The organism is Photorhabdus thracensis, from assembly GCF_001010285.1.
Classification (GTDB): Bacteria; Pseudomonadota; Gammaproteobacteria; order Enterobacterales; family Enterobacteriaceae; genus Photorhabdus; species Photorhabdus temperata.
This window is the reverse complement of record NZ_CP011104.1, coordinates 129,045-148,333: the sequence shown is the minus strand read 5'-3', so window position 1 is coordinate 148,333 and position 19,289 is coordinate 129,045. Positions and strand designations below refer to the sequence as shown.

Genomic DNA, 19,289 nt, shown 5'->3' with positions numbered 1-19,289 from the left:
TAGTTACCCCGCAGACAGGTATTAGGCCTTGCTGTAGGCTATTTGGGTAGCGCGGCGTTGGCTAATAACATCAAACCATTTTTTCACTGCGGGATAATCGCTCAGATCAATATTTTGACGCTCATAGGCACGAACCCACGGATAAGTTGAGATATCAGCGATACTGTATTCCTGACCACCCAGATAGGCTGTTTTTTCCAATTGAGTATTCAGAACCTTATATAAGCGTTTGGTCTCTTCTTGATAACGATTAATCGCGTAAGGGACTTTCTCGGGCGCAAAGTGACTAAAATGGTGATTTTGTCCCAGCATTGGGCCAAAGCCACCAATTTGCCAAAACAGCCATTGCAGGCTTTGAATACGTTCGCGCACATCTTGGCTGAGTAACTTACCCGTTTTCTCTGCCAGATAAGTCAGAATGGCGCCAGATTCAAAAATGGCGACAGGTTTGCCGCCATCGGCGGGTTGCTGATCAACAATAGCCGGAATTTTATTGTTAGGAGAAATTGCAAGAAATTCAGGTTTAAATTGATCTCCCGCACCAATATCAATCCGGTAAATGTTGTAAGGAAGGCCAGCTTCTTCAAGAAAGAGCGTGATTTTGTGACCATTTGGTGTTGGGGCATAATACAGGTCGATCATAGAACCTCCAGTGGGACATGAAATTGTATTACATATTACATTACCTTAGATCTATCCAAGAATAGCCAATTCAGACCTTTTGCTCATTCCCGCACTGGCTGGCGATCATCCGTATTGCCGGGGGTGAGTTTAACCGACAACAACTCCCCGGTCATGAATTATCAGATGAAGTGGCAAAAGGAAGGGTTATCTGGAATTCGTTCTTATACTGCCATCTGCGTTAACAACTGCCCGACTTCCGCCGTACAGATCCTTCTTGAAAGTAGAGTAATCTGTGCGGACATCCTCACGATTTTCTAATTCTGCCAATATTTCCTGGCTGGATATGCTAAATCCCTTGGCATGTATAGGAGAAGAGAAGGGTTCGGTATAGAGATTCAATCCCCACTGAGACGCTAAACCGTGGTTAGCCGCCCCTAAATTAACTTCGATCATAGAATGATGATTATCATCAACCAAGTAACCTGTTGCCAGCCATCGGGTTAGCTCTTTCATTTCCCGCTCCCCTCGCTGAATTGACTGCTCCGGTGATTCCCCGTTAGCAGGAGTACCTAAAGAAAGATCATTTTTCAGTCCTGTACCTAACAACCTGGCCGCAGTAATAAAACGATCCGTGGTGCCTGAAGGAGCAGCGACCGTTGGCAAATTGTGTAAGGCTGCATCTTTAGAAAATCCTGTATTTTCTTTCACATTCCAGACAGCAAAACCATTACCACGTTGTACTATAACGTTTTCCTTCGCTAATTCTTGATGTGCTTTGATGGGGCCTGACTGACTAAACTGATAGTCAGTTCTGTCCAGCCGGTTGCGGGGGTTTAAACGGGCAAATGCCAACTCCCGGTTGGTCAGACGATTATCGGCTTCAAGTGAAGCGGCAGATGACCAGACATTATCTTTATCAGGAGCGGGTGTTCTGAAATCATTCTGGACTTTTGTCAGGCTATTGCCAGCCAGAGCAGGATTACTTGTCACTTCTTGCCCTTTTTCCTGTTTTGTCACCTGATATAATTCGGGATTTTTAGAGGCATTAAATTTATTTTCATTTTTAAAAGTGTAGAGCGCCAACTGATCAGGTAAAGGATTTTCCTTAGTGGAACCGCGGGCTGGTGCAAAGTTTTTACTTTCCAGGTAACCAATATCAATTATATCTTTGAACTCTGATTTTAATTCAGGTGATGAATAGATCTTCTCCAGAGTATCCCGGAAATAAGCTGAATTAGTCAGATCATAGTAAGCAGTGGCTTTCTCCCTCAATGTCAGAGGTTCTGTATTTGCCCTATCAGGCCTGACACCGCTTTGTTGTGCTTCGCTAATAATCCGGGTAAATCCACCCGCACCAAGCTGACCTAAAATACTGAATCCGGGTTTATCTCCGGTATAGGCATTAAGCATCTTAGTGATTGCGGTTAACTCATTACCCTCCACCCGAACGAAAAGTTTTACCAGGTTAGATAAGAGAGAATCAACCGTTTTATGGGCGGCAGTACTTTCGCTGGCTAAACGGGAAATGTTAGCTTCAATTTGTTTGTTGGTTACGACGGATTTTTCATTCCATTGTGTGATCACAGAGGTTGGTGCGGTAAGTGGATTATCAATGGTATTATTTAGCAACGGTTCGCAACAGTGACAAGTTTTATCTGTTGAAGCCGCTTGAGACAACTCATTGTGATTAATATCAATCTTGGTGTTAGCGCTCTGTATTGAAAGATTCGACATACTTTCTCTCCATTATTTTATTGTTTTTTCTTCTGTGAGCTCTTTGAATTTACTCTCTAAAAAAACATATCAAACTAAAATATCGTAGGTTGATGCTGAAGTGGTGTGTTTAATTTCGGGAAAAGGCAGTTCAGCTCTTATTTTTTGCAGATTTCCCAAAATATTGACCAAATCAATAGAATCGATTCGTGTTATATCCTGAAGCAAGCAGAGACGAATAGTTCGCGTTGGCTGATGTAATGCGAGCCATGCTCCTCCAAGTATATTGATATTACTGTTTAATGAGAGCCAAAATTCCGCATCATTCTCAACAAATGAAGTGACTGTATGATGGAAAGTCAGCATAGATCCCGTTGAGTCCACCTCTATCCACCAAGGGCCATAATCACCAATATTCAATTGCGCTGCGCCCGTAGAAAGATTCAACATAATGTTAGTCTGAGCGGTAAAATCTGCACATAATTTCTCTAATTTGGACATCAATAAATCTCATAAAAATAATTGAGTACGACTAAAATATTGTCCAAATTATGTGGTCGAAGCACAGGATCGTCTATCAAAAACAGACGATGATATTGTAAAAATTAATCAGACAAATTGGTTCTGCTGCGTTAACAAAACAATACCATCTTTTATGAAGAGCCGGAGCGGGATAAGGTGGGGTGGTCAACCTTATCGCCGCATTGGGTTATGGTTTCCCCACATCCTCGTAGATTGAGTGAATAGGCCAGGTACTGAGAGAACCAAAGAACTGCATATTTTTTTGAATAATGTTTAAATGGAAATATATTCTAAATAATTGGTATGATATTTATATCAATAATAAATTGTTAGTATATTACCATTAAGTTTTTATTGTTATTTTGATTTTAAATAAATGGAATGTTTTTATTATTTGGTTCATTTAAATAAAATTTAACAGTTCATCATGGTGGTTAGAGTGATAAATATTTTCACATGTTATTCAATATGTTGTTTTTTTCTTATGATGGAAATGAATTTTTGTTAAGTTAGTTAATGCTGGAGTTTTATTTTTGTAGATGTAATGTTTATTAGGAAAAGTAATTAAATAAATTGGATTTTTCCTGTTTTCTCATTTTTTGCCCTGTGGTTTTTCATAATCATATTCATTCGGCATTTATTGAATTTTATTATGATATTACGCTTGAGAGAATTAATTTTCTCTCCCACTATTATTAGTGTATCGATCTTATAATAAGTGTTGTATTACTTTCTCAGAATAAAAAAGGAAAATAATAATTATGAGCGAATTATGCCCACGAGATACTATTGATAGTCAAAAAATTATGGAACATTGGGTGGAGTTCCAACTTGTTGATGAACAAGGTAATCCATTAGTTAATATGCCTTATCGTCTGATAAGCCAGAGGGAGCCGCGTGATGAACGTAAAGGAGTGACTAATGATCAAGGATTGCTTAGGGAAGAAAGTTTGTCGCCGGATCCAGTAACCTTGTATATCAGCGCTCAACCATTGGCCGATGAAATGGAACAGCGCCCATTACGAGAAAAACGTGATGTCAATACATCGGTAGTCAAATCGAAAACCAAAGCAGAAGGTCATCAATATCGTTATGTGACCATCGGTCAGATAAGTGATGGCTTACCTGTGATTGATAAATGGAAAGAGGATAAACCGCCACGCTATCATTTCCCAGACCCGGTACCGAAAGGTTTTGGAATTCCCTCAATAAACTGCCGGTATGTTCTGGAAGTGTGCCCATTTCGGGCTTGGGTATTATTGTTACATCATCAGCTTGATTACTCCTTGGTGAATGCTTATAACTTGGCGTTAATGGGAGTGCTGTCATATTCTAATAATAATATTGATACGGCAGGTTCTATTACCCATTTTTTTAACCGACAGATGCTGGATATATCCCAATTACCCAATAAAATAGAAAAAATAGCGCGTTCTCCAATTGTTTATGATGTGCCATTTCGTGAGCGTTATACTGATGTTGTATTTATTGATTCAAAAGCGAGTGAAAACCCATTAGGAGACACCGAATTATTTTATGCATCTAATCAACAAGATATTATTGTCAGTTGGCGGGGAACGGCCAGTATAGATAATGCCATCACTGATATTATGTACCAGCCATTGAAACTGGGCTGTGGTCAAGGCGGCGTATGTAGTGGTTTTGTCGAGAATGGTAAAGTCCATAGGGGGTTTTGGGAAGCATTTAATCTTATTGGCAAATTAAAAGTTCCCGGTTCTGATAAGAGTATGTTTGATAAAATTATTGATTTGGCTAAAAACCGAAACTTATTTGTCTGTGGGCATAGTTTAGGAGGCGCTCTGGGATTATTGCATAGTGCACAACTGAAAAAATATCATCCTTGTTTGTATAGTTATGGGATGCCACGGACATTAACCCGTAGTGCGGTAAAAGAATTGGAAGATATTACACATTACCGTCATCTAAATGAAAATGACTTGGTTCCCTCAGCTCCGCCGGAAAAAGACCTGGATAACTGGCTTTATGATTATTGGGGGCCGCTGGGCTATTTATTCAGCACTATTGAATTGTTAGGTTTGACAAAAGGTGATGAAGTTTTCTTGCATCATGGAAAAATAGTTCACTTTTATAAAGCTAATCTGATTATTGAATCTTTAAAAAAGAGTGATTCAAATAACTTTATACAGCTTAGTGATATATTACCTGTTAATGTAAAATTGTATTTAATCCCGTCACTGAATCATGAAACGGAAGATAAGATGAAGGAGGCATTAGAGATTCAGAAAGAATTTTTTAAACATATAAGTGAAGCAGATAGAGCTAAATGGTTTCCACGTAATGACAACCCGAAGTTAAAAGATGCCTTGAGTTTGCCTGATCACCGCATGTTTAAATATATTCATTACATCGGTGATCGAATTGCAGAGTTGGTTGAACCGAGGAAATATCATTTTTATCGGGATAAGGAGCGATTATTTGAAAGAACAATGGCGGAAAGATCGGATGTTGTTGCTGATATTCGGCAACGTAATACCCTGTTTTTACATATGGATGACCAGTTAGCACAATCGCTTATTTATACTAAACAAAATAAATGGGGTAATTTGGCTTTAAAACGCTATACGGATAATTTTGTACTGATTGGAGAGGATTGGATGTGATAAATATGAGAAAATGCTTGTCAGTAACATTAGTATCAGGTTTTACGCAAGTATTAAGCCATATAAGGTACTGAGATTAAAACGGATCCGTATGAATATACCGAAGGTGACTATAATTAACGGAAAAGATGAGTGGGTTGAGTACCCCGATGGGTGAATTGATATTAATAGCCAAATGATAGATCACTGTAAAATAATGCTGGCATAATGAGGGGCATAAATGGATTAGCCCCCTCTTTTCTGGTTTTTGAGGTTGATAAGGTGCAGGTAATCAACCCCGTTATCACTGCGGGTAAAAATCTAATCGCATTACGGTTCATCAGGTGCCCTATTTCGGGTTCAGTTAAAGGGTTGCATGAAGCGTCTGAAACGAATAACTTCGTAGAGCCTCTATCAACTTGGTTATTTTGAATAGGTTAACCATTCTATAGACTTGCAATTTCTTGCTAATAAAAAGGTTTTTTGAAGATGGAACAAGAGAATACAGAGGGTGTTGAGTGGATTGATATTGTCAATGAAGACAATGAAGTCATTGCTCAGGCTACACGTCGGCAGATGCGCGCCCAGTGTTTACGGCACCGTGCCACTTATATCGTAGTTCATAATGGTATGGGAAAAATTCTGGTTCAGCGTCGTACAGAAACTAAAGATTTTTATTCGGGAAAATTGGATGCGACCGCAGGTGGCGTTGCGCTGTCGGGTGAAAATATGTTGGATGCAGCCCGGCGCGAAGCGGAAGAAGAATTGGGTATTGCAGGCGTTCCTTTTGCCGAGCATGGTAGTTTTTATTATGAGGAAGAGAATTGCCGTATCTATGGTGCATTATTCAGTTGTATCAGTCATGGCCCATTTGCTTTACAGGAAGCGGAAATTGACGATGTGTGCTGGCTGACACCGGAAGAAATCACCGCTCGTTGCGACGAATTCACCCCCGATTCGTTGAAAGCACTTTCTCTGTGGTTGACTCGTAATAATGATTTCGATGAAGTTATTTTTAATAAAAAAACTGACTGATTTAGCTATCTGTTTTAATTGAGTAATTAATCTGAACTTCGCTTAAGAAGGAAATGAAAGTACCTGAGATACGATCAACGTTTTTGTCAAATAAAATTCAAGACATCTCAGTCAGCCCGGTTTCTTGCTTAATATTCCTTCAATAGAAAAGAAAATATGCTACCATTCACCGATGAAGAGAAAACACACACCAACGCCACATGACGCTGTTTTTAAAGTGCGACGCGAAAGCTGTCCCCATGATTGTCTCACCCAAGTTAGGGCAGAGAGACCTGCTGTTTCCTCAGCAGTAGCCTACCGAAGCATGCGTTGCGGGTAACGGCAAGGTATGAAGCCTTCGGAACAATGTAATCCCTTAACGAGAAAGGTTCACCGTGAGGTAACCCAACTGCTGGAAGCATCATCCGGCAGGGATGCCAGGCTGTTTAGCGGCAAAGCGCTTGCCGTCAAACGAGTGACCGAAAATCGGGGAAAGAGAACGGCGGGTGTTGATCGAGTGACTTGGACAACGCCAAAGTCAAAATACCAGGCGATCACGACACTCAAGTCTCGTGGCTACCGTCCAAAGCCACTACGGCGGATATACATCCCTAAAAGTCATGGCAAGAAAAGACCTTTAAGTATCCCTTGTATGCGAGATGGGAAAAGGTCGGGCGTGACCCGATCAGGTAGGGATCGAAGAGACGAACGAAAGTGAACCGTTGATGATGTGTCGAAAGCGTATAGATGATGTCAAAACCACAGTGGAGTCGTTTCTGTGGGATAAGTGCAGGAGGCAACCTGTTTACTGCCTGCGCGGCATCCGGCATAAAAGCGGCGTGAAGTCGATCCAGGCTCTTGTGGGGAACGTGGGAACCTGTCACTCCGATGCAAAGGGAGAAGCGCAAGTGGAGGCCCCATGAGCGCCAGAGTACCAATGCGGAGTACAGGGGTGGAGCAAGCCGTAGTAGCGATGAAGGACCGTAATGGGTCCAGCGCAAAGGGTTTGCCCCATTGCGCTGATAGCGGGGCAGCAACCATCGGCGACGAAGCGGGTGGGAGGACTGCTGCAAAATCGGCAAAGCCATTTCCTGTCAGTAAGCGGCAGGTATGGGAAGCGTATAAGCGAGTGAAAGCCAACCGCGGAGCAGCAGGCATTGACGGACAAACACTGACCGGGTTTGATGAGAATGTGACAGACAATCTCTACAAGCTTCCAACAAAGGGCAGGCAATAAGATGCTGAATACTCTGTCTGGCCGTAAAAAATTGCAGAGCATCTGGCGCAGCCAACAAGGTTTGTGTCCCGTATGTCAGCAATTAATCACGCAAGAATCACGATGGCATCTCCATCATCTTGTTGATTTAACTAAAGGTGGAAGTAATACGCTCGACAACCTGATGATGTTGCATACCAGTTGTCATGAAAACGCCTGTTCGGACCGATTGAAAATTGTGAAGCCGGCTCCCTCTAGGGGGCTTTGAAAAGTCTGAGCGCAGTGCGGTGAAAGTCGCACGCTGCGTTCTTTGGGGGCGGGGCCATAGTGATATGGCCCTGCTACCCGACCAGTTTTTAAGTCATATTGATACGGCCAGAGACTTTTTGGAGATTCATTTGCCTGCGACATTACGGGCAGTTTGTGATCTGGATACACTGCGGTTGGAATCAGGGTCGTTTATTGAAGACAATCTGCGTGCGCATTATTCCGACATTTTGTATTCATTGAAAACGGCGCGGGGTGACGGTTATGTGTATTGCGTGATCGAGCACCAGAGTTCCCCGGACAAAATGATAGCATTTCGACTTATGCGTTACAGTATTTCAGCCATGCAACGGCATCTGGAGCAGGGACATGAAAAATTGCCACTGGTCATTCCGGTGTTGTTCTATCACGGAAAAATACAGCCGTATCCCTGGAGTATCAATTGGCTCGACTGCTTCGATGCTCCGGCCCTGGCGAAGGAAATCTATTCCGGTACCTTTGGATATCTTCTTCATCCAACATTTAATGCAGTTATGTCCATTTCAACGCGGCATCATCAATAGGCTGTTCCAAAACCTGTTTATCTTTTTTGTAATCATGTGGAACCTGCCAGGTTGAGCTGCATCCCTGACGAGGAAGAGAATCCGCTGCACGTTTTACATAACCCGATTTCAAAGCACCAAAAATATTTTCGTCTTCCCGCATTTCACCCGGTTGAGCATATGGTGTCACAACCGTCGCACCGCGACGCTCCATCTCGTTCAACAAACGGCAGATATATTCCGCAGATAGATCAACTTTCAACGTCCAAGCGTTATTGATATAACCAAACAGACAGGCAAAATTAGGGATATTCTGTATCAATGTCCCCTTATAGAGCATTCGATCATGGCCTTGCTGCTTTTGCCCATTGATAGAGAGTTCAACCCCGCCAATAAAATGTAATTTCAGCCCAGTCGCTGTAACAATAATATCCGCGGGTAATTCTTTGCCGGATTGTAACAAGATACCGTTTTCAGTTATACGTTCAATATGGTCAGTAACGATAGACGCTTTACCTTCTTTCAGTACCTTAAATAGGTTACTGCTGGGAATAAAACACAGCCGTTCATCCCATGGCATATACTTTGGAGTAAAGTGTTTCATGTCAAAATCTGGGCCGACACGTTTGCGAGCAGACGCCAGCAAAAACGATTTCAATAAGTTAGGTAAATGTCGACTCGTTTTATAAAGTAAACGGTACAGAAAGAGATTACGATTTCTACTCAATGTGTAAATCCAGCGCTGTGGAATAATGCCTTTGCAGTACTCTGCTATCTTATCTCTTCCTGGTATTGAAAAAACATAACTCGGGGAGCGCTGTAACATCGTGATATGTTCAGTATCATTTGCCATAGCGGGAAGTAAAGTGACAGCTGTTGCGCCGCTGCCAATCACAACAACCCGCTTTCCTTTGTAATCCAATCCTTCAGGCCAGTGTTGAGGGTGAACTACTGGGCCTTTGAAATCTTCAATGCCGGGGAATTTAGGTACATAAGGTTCATCATAGTTGTAATAACCTGTTGCAGCGACGAGAAAATGACAGGTAAATTGCCGGGTTTCTCCACTGATTTCATCAATTGCGGTGACGGTCCACTGGCGAGTTGCATTTGACCAGTCAGTCTGAGTGATTTTTAGCCCAAATTGTATTTTCTTATCAACTTCATACTCTTTTGCTGTGGCATGGATATAACTTTTAATTGAAGGCCCATCTGCAAAAATACTGGTGTCTGTCCAAGGGCGGAATTTATAGCCATAGCTCATCATATCTGAATCTGAGCGAATGCCCGGATAGCGAAATAAATCCCAGGTACCGCCTATCGTATGGCGACGCTCTAAGATAATAAATTTCTTATCAGGACATTTCTTTGTTAAATGACATGCTACGCCAATGCCAGCAATACCCGCGCCAATAATCAAAACATCATAATGGTTATTCATTGTTATTTCTCCCACTAGATCATCTTTGTGATGAGATAAATATCCCGTAATCAAGTTATGTTATTTTTTATTCAGTAGGATTGCCACTTGTATTTTTGAGGTAGGAATATCATGGTTAAAGACAGTGATAATTTCGGTTGAAATAAGTTAGAACAATATGAATTGGAACTAAAATCCTTATCAATCCATAAAGGATCGAGTTCGCGTCGGAAGACGGAGAGATCAGAACCCAGTGTCTCAATGACAAGTTCAATATCTTGTTGGAGTATAAAATAATCTGGAGATAGAGGAAATTCTCTGAATTATTTCAAAGATGCATATTGCTGTTACTTATTTAACTTCTGATATCATACCAATAAAAGAGATTTTTTTCTTGGTTCAAATGTCAGGGATTCAAATTATTAAAAACATTTCAGATAATAAGGTGTTTTTTATGTGCATTGGCAGCTGTCTCATCAACATACACTTCATAAATATAAAATCGGATAAGAATATTTTCATCCCATAATACATTAAAATGCAGATTACCTTTTCCTTGAATTGAGCCAAGGTGATTTAATAGAAGAGCCCTATAAATAAAACTTGGAAGCAGGAAAGCCTATTTATTGTGGTTTAATAATCTTGGTTATGGTTTAATCTGATAAAAGCAACAGAGTTACTATAGAGTATTGAGGGGGGTATGTATAAGTTATGATGGGGGTGTTTTTCCTCGATACCGGCGTATTTTCATAGGTATTGCTATTTGATCGTGGGGGAGAAAATCATAGGTGTTTGATTCAACAGTAGATGAAGACCTTTTTATATAACGGTTATCCATTGGAATCTATAATCAGTACCCAAGGGTTCAGTAAAGGTTTATATTCAAGCAGTGTTTTTTTCTATTATTCAATATAATATTTTAGCAAATGGTGGGGTTCTAATATATATATTTACTCATTATTTTAGTATTTACGATTATAGTTCAATTCGGTTTGGTGGTTTGTTCTTTCTAATTATATATTCCTGCTTGATGCCTGTGAGTAAATCTTATCGTGATAAAGAAAATAAAGAAAATAAAGAAAATAAAGAAAATAAAGAAAATAAAGAAAATAAAGAAAATAAAGAAAATAAAAAGAATTGAGACTTACTTAATGGTTTACAAAGCGCAGCCTGTTTTAAAGTTGTAAAACCCCAACTCCTAAATAAGTGGGGATTTTATTAGGTATTAATATACCGTATCTTCCCATATACTATAACCACTCGTCCCTGCGATAACATGGCTCCATGTTATGCTTTTATATATTAATGACAATGTTTCTTGAGGTTGCTGGTCATTATGTTCTAAAGAGTTAGGATGGAGGACACTGTATTCCAATATTTTAGCCCTGATGACTCACCTGGTATTTATTACCAATTGAGTCAAGTGACGAGCAACCAGCGGAAATTAATCCCTGATCCTTCCCTTTTATTGTTAAATAAATTAAGTCAGCCACAATATATTTACTCCTGTGTCATCTGTATAAGTTGCATATGTAAGAAAGTAGTTTGGTTTTCAGTTTCATTTCTTTTTCTAACTTCTATCATGCTATCAAAAGGTTAGACATGGGTATGTCTGCCTGTTTGGAAAGCATTTTGAAGTATTCCGCTTTAGAATCTTCTAAAGCGGAGAATGTTGATCAAGACTCTTTTCATTTCTCAAAAATAGCGTAGTTTGAGTAAAAGTCAACCATTTGAATTGATTTATAGGCAATGATTTATTAGCGATATCGGTATTGCTAATATGACATTCAGCAATGTTGGCTTTGGTACTTGAATATCCTGTTAGGAGTTATTGCTCATTGATATTACTGATCGGCAAGAAAAACGCAGGAACAGAATCCCCGGGTGGGACATCCCATCCCGGGTTTTTCAGCAAATTATAAACAGCATTATCTCTTATCGTTATATTGATGTTATTTATTTTATTTCTGGCATCACACCAATAAAAGAGGTTTTCTTCCTTGGCTCAGATATCAGGGATTCAAGTTCTTCAACACATTTCAGATAATGAGGTGTTTTTTTATGTGCATCGGCAGCTTTCTCATCGACATACGCTTCATAAATATAAAAACGGGTAGGAATATTTTCATCCCGTAATACATCAAAGCGCAGGTTACCTTCTTCCTGAATTGAACCCAGATGATTGAAGCGGAATACGTCAAGAAACTTATCTAATTTGTCCTGTTTAACATTAATTTCAACCAGAGTTACGTGCATCTTAATTCTCCTTACCCTTTTTCACTTAAAAATAATTCATAAGCTTTGTTGGCATTTTCATTCTGGTGTACGACCGCGTGAACGGCTTTCAACATAGCAACCGGTGCTTCGGATTGGAAAATATTGCGTCCCATATCGACACCAGCAGCACCTTGATCAATTGCCTGATAACACATCTCCAGCGCCTCTTTTTCTGGCAGCTTTTTACCGCCAGCAATCACAATAGGAACCGGGCATCCACTGGCAATACGCTCAAAGCCAGTATCGACGTAGTAAGTTTTGATAATTTGCGCGCCCATTTCGGCAGCAATGCGGGTCGACAGAGAGAAATAACGCTGATCCCGAACCATATCTTTACCAACGCCAGTGACTGCCATAGTTGGCATCCCGTAACGCATTCCCTGATCGACTAACTTGATAATATTCTTGATCGATTGATGCTCATGTTCAGAGCCGATATACACCTGAGCGGCTACCGCACAGACATTCAGGCGTAAAGCGTCTTCCATAGCGACAGCAACCGTCTCATTAGACAATTCCGTCAGAATCGAGTTGGCGCCGGAAGCACGTAACACCACCGGTTTATTGGTTGCGGGCGGAACCTGACTGCGAAGAATACCGCGGGTACACATCAATACATCAGTATGCGGAAACAACGGCGCAATATTGATATCAATGCGTTCAAGGCCGGTTGTTGGCCCCTGAAAGTAACCGTGGTCGAAAGCCAGCATAACAGTTCGATTGGTTTTGGGATTGAAAATACGTGATAGTCGTGATTGCATTCCCCAATCAAGTGCGCCACAGCCCTTCAGTTCAAATAAACCGTTCTTCTGCGGGACATCAAGACCAAAATCTTTACCATCTTTAATATCGTCTAAATCTGCCATTTTTCCTCTCCTAACTAGCTTACACTGGGCCAGCAACCCTTAATGGCGGAGATTGCCGGACAGTAGAATTAGAAATCGTACTGATTGATATTGTCTTTGGTGAAAATCACCCGTTCAGGCAAAACAACAATGCCGTTTCCTTTGGCTTCATAGCTGTAGCCCTGAATGCTGTTTGGTGCCACTTCGACAGTGCGAATATCGGGGATATCTAACTTATCGCCGACATTCAAATCACCTTTTTGGAGTAATTTGTTGGCGACATGAATGGATATTTTTCCTTGATCGACAACATTGAGACTGCCCGCACTGGCATTGAGATCTAATTGACAGCCAAGTAATTCCAGCAAATGTTTCATTCTGGTCTTATCTGCCTGATGCTTGGGCAAACGGAACAGTATATTTTCCTGTACAGACAAATTAGGAAACAGCAATGGTTCCTGTGGTATCAGATAAATACCAAATTGATGTGCTTTGGTGGGATTGAGATGGCTAACATTATTGCCGTCAATCTTGATGGATCCTTTATCCGGTTGTTCTATACCGGCAATGATCTTCATCAGTGTTGATTTGCCTGCGCCATTACCCCCTAACAGAGCATGTATCTGCCCTGGAAGCAGAGTAAAATCAATATGTTTCAGTACCATTACGCCGGAAAATTGCTTACTGATGCCACTGACTTCTAATAGCGGTGGTACTGCGGTGTTGTTATGTAACATCGCGGCATCCTCTTAATGCAGGTGCTGAGGCAAACAAAATGAATATTTATGTAACTAAAAAACAATTGTTCAACATGGTAGCTGTTAAATTGTGATATTGGCACTATTTAGATCACATTTTGTGAAAAAATTAGATCTGCATAATATTATGTTCAAATTTTTACGGTAAGACTCTGGCGTGTTATACGTTTTAATGGTTATCTGTTGAGTGCGGATAAAAGAAAGTGGTTATGTCGATAAAATCAGCGAAAGAAAAATCAGTTAAAGAGAAACATGTGTCGTCCGAAGACACTTATCCGGGTAATAGCATGAGTGAAGAAGAGCTGCTTGCGCGTATTGCATGGTTTTACTATCACGATGGCCTGACACAAGGGGACATCGGCGATCTGTTGGGTTTGAGCCGGTTAAAAGTTTCCCGACTACTGGAAAAAGGGCGGCAGTCAGGTGTGATTCGGGTACAAATTAACTCCCGTTATGAGGGGTGTCTGGAACTGGAAGATACCCTGCAAAAACATTTCTCTTTGAAACAAGTGCGTGTTTTACCTGCACTGGCTGATATGAATCTTAATGCCAGATTGGGGGTTGGGGCGGCCCATTTACTGATGGCATTGATTGAACCACAGCAATTACTGGCAGTCGGATTTGGTGAAACCACCATGTGCACATTGCAGCATTTAAGTGGTTTTATCTCATCACAACAGATCAGGCTGGTCACATTGTCCGGGGGTGTCGGTCCTTATATGACCGGCATCGGCCAACTGGATGCTGCTTGTCCAATCAGTATTATCCCCACACCACTGCGTGCTTCGACGGCTCAGGTAGCCGAAACATTCCGTCAGGAGAGCAGCGTCCGTGATGTGCTGTTGGCGGCTTGCGCGGCTGATGTGGCTATCGTTGGTATCGGCGCAGTTAATCAGAAACAGCAGGCGACCATTATGCGTTCTGGCTATATCAGCGGTGGTGAACAACTGATGTTTGGCCGGAAAGGCGCGGTGGGCGATATCCTTGGCTATTTTATGCAAGCAGATGGTCAATTGGTGGATGATATGCAGATTCATCAAGAGCTTATTGGTATCTCTATGCCGGAACTGAAAACGATCCCAACGGTTATCGGGGTTGCGGGAGGAGAGGACAAAGCGGAAGCCATTGTTGCTGCACTTAATGGTCAATATATCAATGCGTTGGTGACGGAAGAGCAGACCGCCAGAGCGATGCTGAATTTGCTGCGCTGAACTCGCATTCAATCTATCCGTGAATAAACAGAAAAAATTTGAGGTAAGGCTATAAGTTCAAAAAGTCATTAAACTGAGGATAGCATCATGAATCAACGCCGTAGTGTTAATCCATCGGGAAAATATCTGATGGCGCTTGATGCAGGAACAGGGAGTGTTCGTGCAGTAATATTTGATCTTGAAGGGAATCAGATAGCCGCAGGGCAGGCTGAATGGATACATCAGCCTGTCCCTGACGTACCGGGCTCAATGGAGTTTGATTTAGTGAAGAACTGGCAACTGGCTTGCCAGTGTATCCGCCAGGCACTGAAAACGGCGGAATTGCCCGCTAGTGCTATTCAGGGGGTGGCGTCCTGCTCTATGCGGGAAGGGATTGTGCTTTATGACAGCAATGGTGAGCCGATCTGGGCCTGTGCCAATGTGGATGCGCGTTCCAGCTGTGAAGTGGGTGAGTTGAAAGCGCTGTATAACAACACCTTTGAATATGATGTTTATCGGTGTTCAGGACAAACGTTAGCACTGGGGGCGATGCCTCGTCTGTTATGGCTTGCGCATCACCGTCCGGATATTTACCGTCAGGCAGCCGCTTTAACGATGATTAGTGATTGGCTGGCAAATATGCTCAGTGGTGAATTGGCAGTCGATCCCTCTAATGCCGGTACAACAGGAATGCTGGATTTGGTGAGCCGTGACTGGCGTCCCAACCTGCTTGAGATGGCTGGTTTGCGTTCTGATATTCTTTCTCCGGTAAAAGAGACAGGAACCCTGTTAGGTTACATCACTGAAAAAGCCGCTTCTCAATGTGGACTTAATATTGGAACACCGGTCATTATGGGTGGAGGTGATGTACAGCTCGGTTGTCTTGGCTTAGGGGTTGTCAAGCCGGCACAAACCGCGGTTCTCGGAGGTACTTTTTGGCAGCAGGTTGTTAATTTACCAGAACCGGTCACTGACCCGAATATGAATACACGGATAAACCCGCATGTTATTCCGGGTATGGTTCAGGCGGAATCCATCAGTTTCTTTACCGGTTTGACAATGCGTTGGTTCAGGGATGCATTTTGCGCGGAAGAGAAATTATTGGCGGAGCGACTTGGCGTTGATACATATAACTTACTGGAAGATATGGCCGCTAGAGTACCCGCCGGCGCTTATGGCGTCATGCCGATTTTTTCTGACGTGATGCGATTTAAAGCCTGGTATCACGCGGCACCCTCTTTTATTAACCTTTCGATAGATCCTGAGAAATGCAATAAAGCGACATTATTCCGCGCATTGGAAGAAAATGCGGCGATTGTCTCGGCCTGTAATCTGGATCTGATTTCTGCATTTTCGGCCGTTAAACCGGATTCACTGGTATTTGCTGGCGGTGGTTCAAAAGGAAAATTGTGGAGCCAGATTTTATCTGATGTGACAGGGCTGCCGGTTCGGGTACCGATGGTCAAAGAATCTACCGCTTTGGGATGCGCCATCGCCGCCGGAGTCGGGGTTGGGCTTTATGATGGAATGAGCGCGACAGGGGAAAAACTGGTGCGTTGGCAACATGAATATCAGCCAAATCCTGAACATTATGAAGTGTATCAAAAAGCTAAAAAGAACTGGCAGGCGATATATGCCGATCAGTTAACGTTGGTCGATCATGGTTTGACAACTTCATTATGGAAGGCGCCGGGGTTATAAAAATTTCAGGTGTAATATTACCCCTGATTTTTATTTTCTTGTTCTGCTTTTTTTACTACCTATCCCATTAAGGCTATTTTATTTGTTCTTCTTTGTCATAAAGAGTGAACCTATGGTGGGATAGGCTCTTTGAGTCACATTTTTTCGTTATTATTAATACGATTTTTTTATCTGCAATTTTTCAATTCTTATCTTTCTGTTCGAGATATATCCGGTAATCTTGTGGTAACATTTATCCTGAAAGACTTCTATTGATGTGTCTTAATATCTTTAGTTTCAGGTTTCGGATTAGTTGATACAGTAATAAATTGAAAATAATAACGTCAATTATATTTTTCATAGTAATAATATGAGCATAAATAAAATTAACACGGAAAACATTAAAACAGTTTTCTTTACGATTGGTGATTCAATATGAATAGCACTAGAACAGTCAATGTCCAACATATTATTAATAATCAAAAACTTTCGAAAGTTCAATGGCAAGTATTAATTCTCTGTTTCTTAATTGTTGTTATTGATGGTTTTGACACTGTATTAATGGGATATATTGCACCAGCAGTAATAAATGATTTTAAAGTAGAAGGCGCTATTCTTGGGCCGACTATGAGCGCTGCACTTTTGGGGTTATCGCTGGGCTCGATCTTTTCTGGGCCACTTGCGGATCGGTTTGGTCGAAAGTCAGTGCTGATGACATCAGTCACTGTTTTTGGCCTATTGAGTCTTGCCACAGCTTTAGCAGGTTCAATACAGACATTAACTATTTTGCGTTTTTTGACTGGGTTAGGTCTTGGTGCCGCAATGTCAAATGCAGTAACTCTAATGTCTGAATATGCACCTGAGCATCGGAGATCGTTATTAATAAATATCGTTTTTTGTGGTTTTCCTCTTGGCGCAGCGGTAGGAGGAATAGTTTCTGCATGGATTATTCCACATTTTGGTTGGCAGGGCGTTCTGATTTTAGGGGGAATTTTGCCATTATTTCTGTCTCTATTTCTCCTCTCTTTATTACCTGAATCACTTAGATATCTGGCTTTGAAAGGGGGAGCAGAAGGTAATATAAGACGGATTTTGTCTAAAATGACCGGTAATTCTTTAAATGATATAAACAAGTTTATTTTTGATGAAGAAGAAATTATACATAAGTCGTCAGTCAAAGCGGTTTTATCCAATCGATTCTTACTTGGGACTAGCATGTTATGGACAACCTATTTCATGGGCGCATTGGTCTTTTATGTGCTGACAAGTTGGCTGCCATTTTTAATGAACGATGTTGGTTTCAGTATTAGCATGGCGGCAACACTGACAGCATTATTTCCTTTGGGGGGCGTAATAAGCGCTGTTTTTTCCGGTTGGTTAATGGATCGAATTAATCCTCATAAGGTGGTAGCAACTAATTATATATTAACGGGTATTTTGGTTTTTTTTATTGGCCAGGGAGAGAATGTATTATTACTGAGTATTTTTATATTTCTTGCAGGAATAACAATGAATGGCGCTCAGGCATCGATGGGGGCCATCTCCGCACAATTTTATCCGACTCATTGTCGGGCAACGGGGGTTGCCTGGATGTTAGGATTTGGAAGATTCGGCGGGATTTGCGGTGCTTTATTTGGAGCAGAATTGATCAGATTTGAATTAAATCATAGCAGTATTTTTGCAATTTTATCCATTCCCACTATGTTAGCTGCTTTAGCATTGATATTTAAAGATGTGAGTTATAGACGGCGTAAATAGATAACTTTATAAAGAGATTATAAATATATTTAATTAATGTCATTCTTATTAGGGTTTATTTTATCAAGTGATTTAACAGAGATAATATAAAGTATTATTAATGTGTTTCTTGGTGTTAATAAGTATCGGAAAATGGCGAGCGTAACCCTTGTTATATAGTTATTCCAATACCTTAAATTTGAATGATGTTAAATGGAATCTCTAATTTCATAACGCAATAATAAATATCGTTGAATGTTGGGGAATGACATTATTTTATTATCATAGGATAATTAGCAATGAAGTTATTTATTATTCTAAATCATTTCATTATGATATTAAACACAATGCTGATTATATTGTTTTTGTGATCTTGTTATGATGAAATAATATACAAATGAGTTAGTTTTCATTTGTGTTGATTTCTTTTGTGGTATTGATATTCAGATGTTTTTTGCTGTTGAAAAGTAATGTTTTATGAATTATTTTAACCTAGTTTGATATTTTTAGATAATTGAATGTTTAGTGGTGTTTTTTTTAATTTTCAATGAGTTAAAATTATTTTTAGGTGTTTGGTCATTATTGGGATAGAGGCCCTATTCTACCCGCTACTGTCAAGGTAAACTTTTTGATAGTTTAAGGTGAATCAGTTTGGTTTATTTTTCGAAACACCTGATTTATTCTTGAAATAATTTAATTGGAAATTAATCGAAAACAGATAAAATATAGTAGTGATTTGGTGTCTATACATAATAAATGAGATTAATTATCCTATTTATTATGGTGTCATTCAGTGTCAGCCAATAAGAATTGTAGCAAATTAGTATAACGCACATAAAGAATCGAATGAAAAAGGAATATCTTAT

At 40.7% G+C, this 19,289-nt stretch carries 14 protein-coding genes and 6 pseudogenes; 10 read left to right on the top strand and 10 right to left on the bottom strand.

The window, feature by feature from the left end:
* Positions 1-21: 21 nt before the first annotated feature.
* From yfcG to VY86_RS00345, 4 genes and pseudogenes are all read right to left on the bottom strand, one after another.
* Positions 22-642, bottom strand: a complete 621-nt coding sequence (yfcG, locus tag VY86_RS00355; protein WP_046973508.1) for a GSH-dependent disulfide bond oxidoreductase — start codon at positions 640-642, stop codon at positions 22-24.
* 86 nt (positions 643-728) lie between these two features.
* Positions 729-813 (bottom strand): annotated as a pseudogene (locus VY86_RS26355) (transposase); the annotation flags it as partial.
* A gap of 15 nt (positions 814-828) precedes the next feature.
* Positions 829-2,358, bottom strand: a complete 1,530-nt coding sequence (locus tag VY86_RS00350) for a hypothetical protein (RefSeq protein ID WP_052760746.1) — start codon at positions 2,356-2,358, stop codon at positions 829-831.
* A 69-nt stretch (positions 2,359-2,427) separates the two neighbouring features.
* Positions 2,428-2,838, bottom strand: coding sequence for a type III secretion system chaperone (locus VY86_RS00345; RefSeq protein ID WP_046973507.1), 411 nt, complete (start codon positions 2,836-2,838; stop codon positions 2,428-2,430).
* Between the two features lie 782 nt (positions 2,839-3,620).
* Here VY86_RS00345 and VY86_RS00340 point away from each other — a divergent pair.
* The 6 genes and pseudogenes from VY86_RS00340 to VY86_RS00315 form a co-directional block, all read left to right on the top strand.
* Entirely contained in the window at positions 3,621-5,501 is a 1,881-nt protein-coding gene (locus tag VY86_RS00340; protein WP_046973506.1) for a lipase family protein, read from the top strand.
* A 468-nt stretch (positions 5,502-5,969) separates the two neighbouring features.
* Positions 5,970-6,515 carry an NUDIX hydrolase YfcD gene (gene yfcD / locus VY86_RS00335; RefSeq protein ID WP_046973505.1) on the top strand — a complete coding sequence of 182 codons (546 nt, stop codon included), beginning with the start codon at positions 5,970-5,972 and terminating at the stop codon, positions 6,513-6,515.
* A gap of 424 nt (positions 6,516-6,939) precedes the next feature.
* Positions 6,940-7,155: pseudogene (locus VY86_RS25530) on the top strand (reverse transcriptase N-terminal domain-containing protein); the annotation flags it as partial.
* A 258-nt stretch (positions 7,156-7,413) separates the two neighbouring features.
* On the top strand, positions 7,414-7,731 hold the full coding sequence (locus tag VY86_RS00325; RefSeq protein ID WP_046973504.1) for a hypothetical protein: 318 nt from the start codon (positions 7,414-7,416) through the stop codon (positions 7,729-7,731).
* Position 7,732: 1 nt separating this feature from the next.
* Positions 7,733-7,978, top strand: coding sequence for an HNH endonuclease (locus VY86_RS00320; RefSeq protein ID WP_052760745.1), 246 nt, complete (start codon positions 7,733-7,735; stop codon positions 7,976-7,978).
* A 64-nt stretch (positions 7,979-8,042) separates the two neighbouring features.
* Positions 8,043-8,477, top strand: a pseudogene (locus tag VY86_RS00315) (Rpn family recombination-promoting nuclease/putative transposase); the annotation flags it as partial.
* Positions 8,478-8,508: 31 nt separating this feature from the next.
* On the opposite strand, the gene VY86_RS00310 reads toward VY86_RS00315, so the two are convergent.
* Both VY86_RS00310 and VY86_RS25525 read right to left on the bottom strand, forming a co-directional pair.
* Entirely contained in the window at positions 8,509-9,957 is a 1,449-nt protein-coding gene (locus VY86_RS00310; protein WP_046973503.1) for a flavin-containing monooxygenase, read from the bottom strand.
* Positions 9,958-10,287: 330 nt separating this feature from the next.
* Positions 10,288-10,513: pseudogene (locus VY86_RS25525) on the bottom strand (antibiotic biosynthesis monooxygenase); the annotation flags it as partial.
* A 312-nt stretch (positions 10,514-10,825) separates the two neighbouring features.
* Here VY86_RS25525 and VY86_RS24360 point away from each other — a divergent pair.
* The gene (locus VY86_RS24360) at positions 10,826-11,077 is read left to right on the top strand and encodes a hypothetical protein (protein WP_158019880.1); all 252 of its coding nucleotides are present in this window, start codon (positions 10,826-10,828) and stop codon (positions 11,075-11,077) included.
* Positions 11,078-11,161: 84 nt separating this feature from the next.
* On the opposite strand, the pseudogene VY86_RS25520 reads toward VY86_RS24360, so the two are convergent.
* The 4 genes and pseudogenes from VY86_RS25520 to VY86_RS00290 all read right to left on the bottom strand — a co-directional run.
* Positions 11,162-11,429: pseudogene (locus VY86_RS25520) on the bottom strand (Hcp family type VI secretion system effector).
* 463 nt (positions 11,430-11,892) lie between these two features.
* The gene (lsrG, locus tag VY86_RS00300; protein WP_046973501.1) at positions 11,893-12,192 is read right to left on the bottom strand and encodes a (4S)-4-hydroxy-5-phosphonooxypentane-2,3-dione isomerase; all 300 of its coding nucleotides are present in this window, start codon (positions 12,190-12,192) and stop codon (positions 11,893-11,895) included.
* 11 nt (positions 12,193-12,203) lie between these two features.
* Positions 12,204-13,079 (bottom strand): 3-hydroxy-5-phosphonooxypentane-2,4-dione thiolase, encoded by an 876-nt coding sequence (gene lsrF / locus VY86_RS00295; RefSeq protein ID WP_046973500.1) that lies wholly within the window; start codon positions 13,077-13,079, stop codon positions 12,204-12,206.
* Between the two features lie 263 nt (positions 13,080-13,342).
* Positions 13,343-13,795: pseudogene (locus VY86_RS00290) on the bottom strand (ATP-binding cassette domain-containing protein); the annotation flags it as partial.
* Between the two features lie 230 nt (positions 13,796-14,025).
* Here VY86_RS00290 and lsrR point away from each other — a divergent pair.
* The 3 genes from lsrR (at position 14,026) to VY86_RS00275 (ending at position 18,444) form a co-directional block, all read left to right on the top strand.
* Complete coding sequence (gene lsrR, locus VY86_RS00285; RefSeq protein WP_193386960.1) at positions 14,026-15,027, top strand: transcriptional regulator LsrR; 1,002 nt, start codon at positions 14,026-14,028, stop codon at positions 15,025-15,027.
* Positions 15,028-15,114: 87 nt separating this feature from the next.
* Complete coding sequence (lsrK, locus tag VY86_RS00280; RefSeq protein WP_046973498.1) at positions 15,115-16,707, top strand: autoinducer-2 kinase; 1,593 nt, start codon at positions 15,115-15,117, stop codon at positions 16,705-16,707.
* Positions 16,708-17,121: 414 nt separating this feature from the next.
* Complete coding sequence (locus VY86_RS00275) at positions 17,122-18,444, top strand: MFS transporter (RefSeq protein ID WP_046973497.1); 1,323 nt, start codon at positions 17,122-17,124, stop codon at positions 18,442-18,444.
* Positions 18,445-19,289: the final 845 nt, after the last annotated feature.

Excerpts from the sequence above, each read along its gene's own strand:
- VY86_RS00345 (WP_046973507.1), bottom strand. The coding sequence starts at position 2,838 with ATGTCCAAATTAGAGAAATTATGTGCAGATTTTACCGCTCAGACTAAC.
- yfcD (WP_046973505.1), top strand. The coding sequence starts at position 5,970 with ATGGAACAAGAGAATACAGAGGGTGTTGAGTGGATTGATATTGTCAAT.
- VY86_RS00325 (WP_046973504.1), top strand. The coding sequence starts at position 7,414 with ATGAGCGCCAGAGTACCAATGCGGAGTACAGGGGTGGAGCAAGCCGTA.
- VY86_RS00350 (WP_052760746.1), bottom strand. The coding sequence starts at position 2,358 with ATGTCGAATCTTTCAATACAGAGCGCTAACACCAAGATTGATATTAAT.
- yfcG (WP_046973508.1), bottom strand. The coding sequence starts at position 642 with ATGATCGACCTGTATTATGCCCCAACACCAAATGGTCACAAAATCACG.
- lsrF (WP_046973500.1), bottom strand. The coding sequence starts at position 13,079 with ATGGCAGATTTAGACGATATTAAAGATGGTAAAGATTTTGGTCTTGAT.
- VY86_RS00340 (WP_046973506.1), top strand. The coding sequence starts at position 3,621 with ATGAGCGAATTATGCCCACGAGATACTATTGATAGTCAAAAAATTATG.
- VY86_RS00320 (WP_052760745.1), top strand. The coding sequence starts at position 7,733 with ATGCTGAATACTCTGTCTGGCCGTAAAAAATTGCAGAGCATCTGGCGC.
- lsrG (WP_046973501.1), bottom strand. The coding sequence starts at position 12,192 with ATGCACGTAACTCTGGTTGAAATTAATGTTAAACAGGACAAATTAGAT.
- lsrR (WP_193386960.1), top strand. The coding sequence starts at position 14,026 with ATGTCGATAAAATCAGCGAAAGAAAAATCAGTTAAAGAGAAACATGTG.
- lsrK (WP_046973498.1), top strand. The coding sequence starts at position 15,115 with ATGAATCAACGCCGTAGTGTTAATCCATCGGGAAAATATCTGATGGCG.
- VY86_RS00275 (WP_046973497.1), top strand. The coding sequence starts at position 17,122 with ATGAATAGCACTAGAACAGTCAATGTCCAACATATTATTAATAATCAA.
- VY86_RS00310 (WP_046973503.1), bottom strand. The coding sequence starts at position 9,957 with ATGAATAACCATTATGATGTTTTGATTATTGGCGCGGGTATTGCTGGC.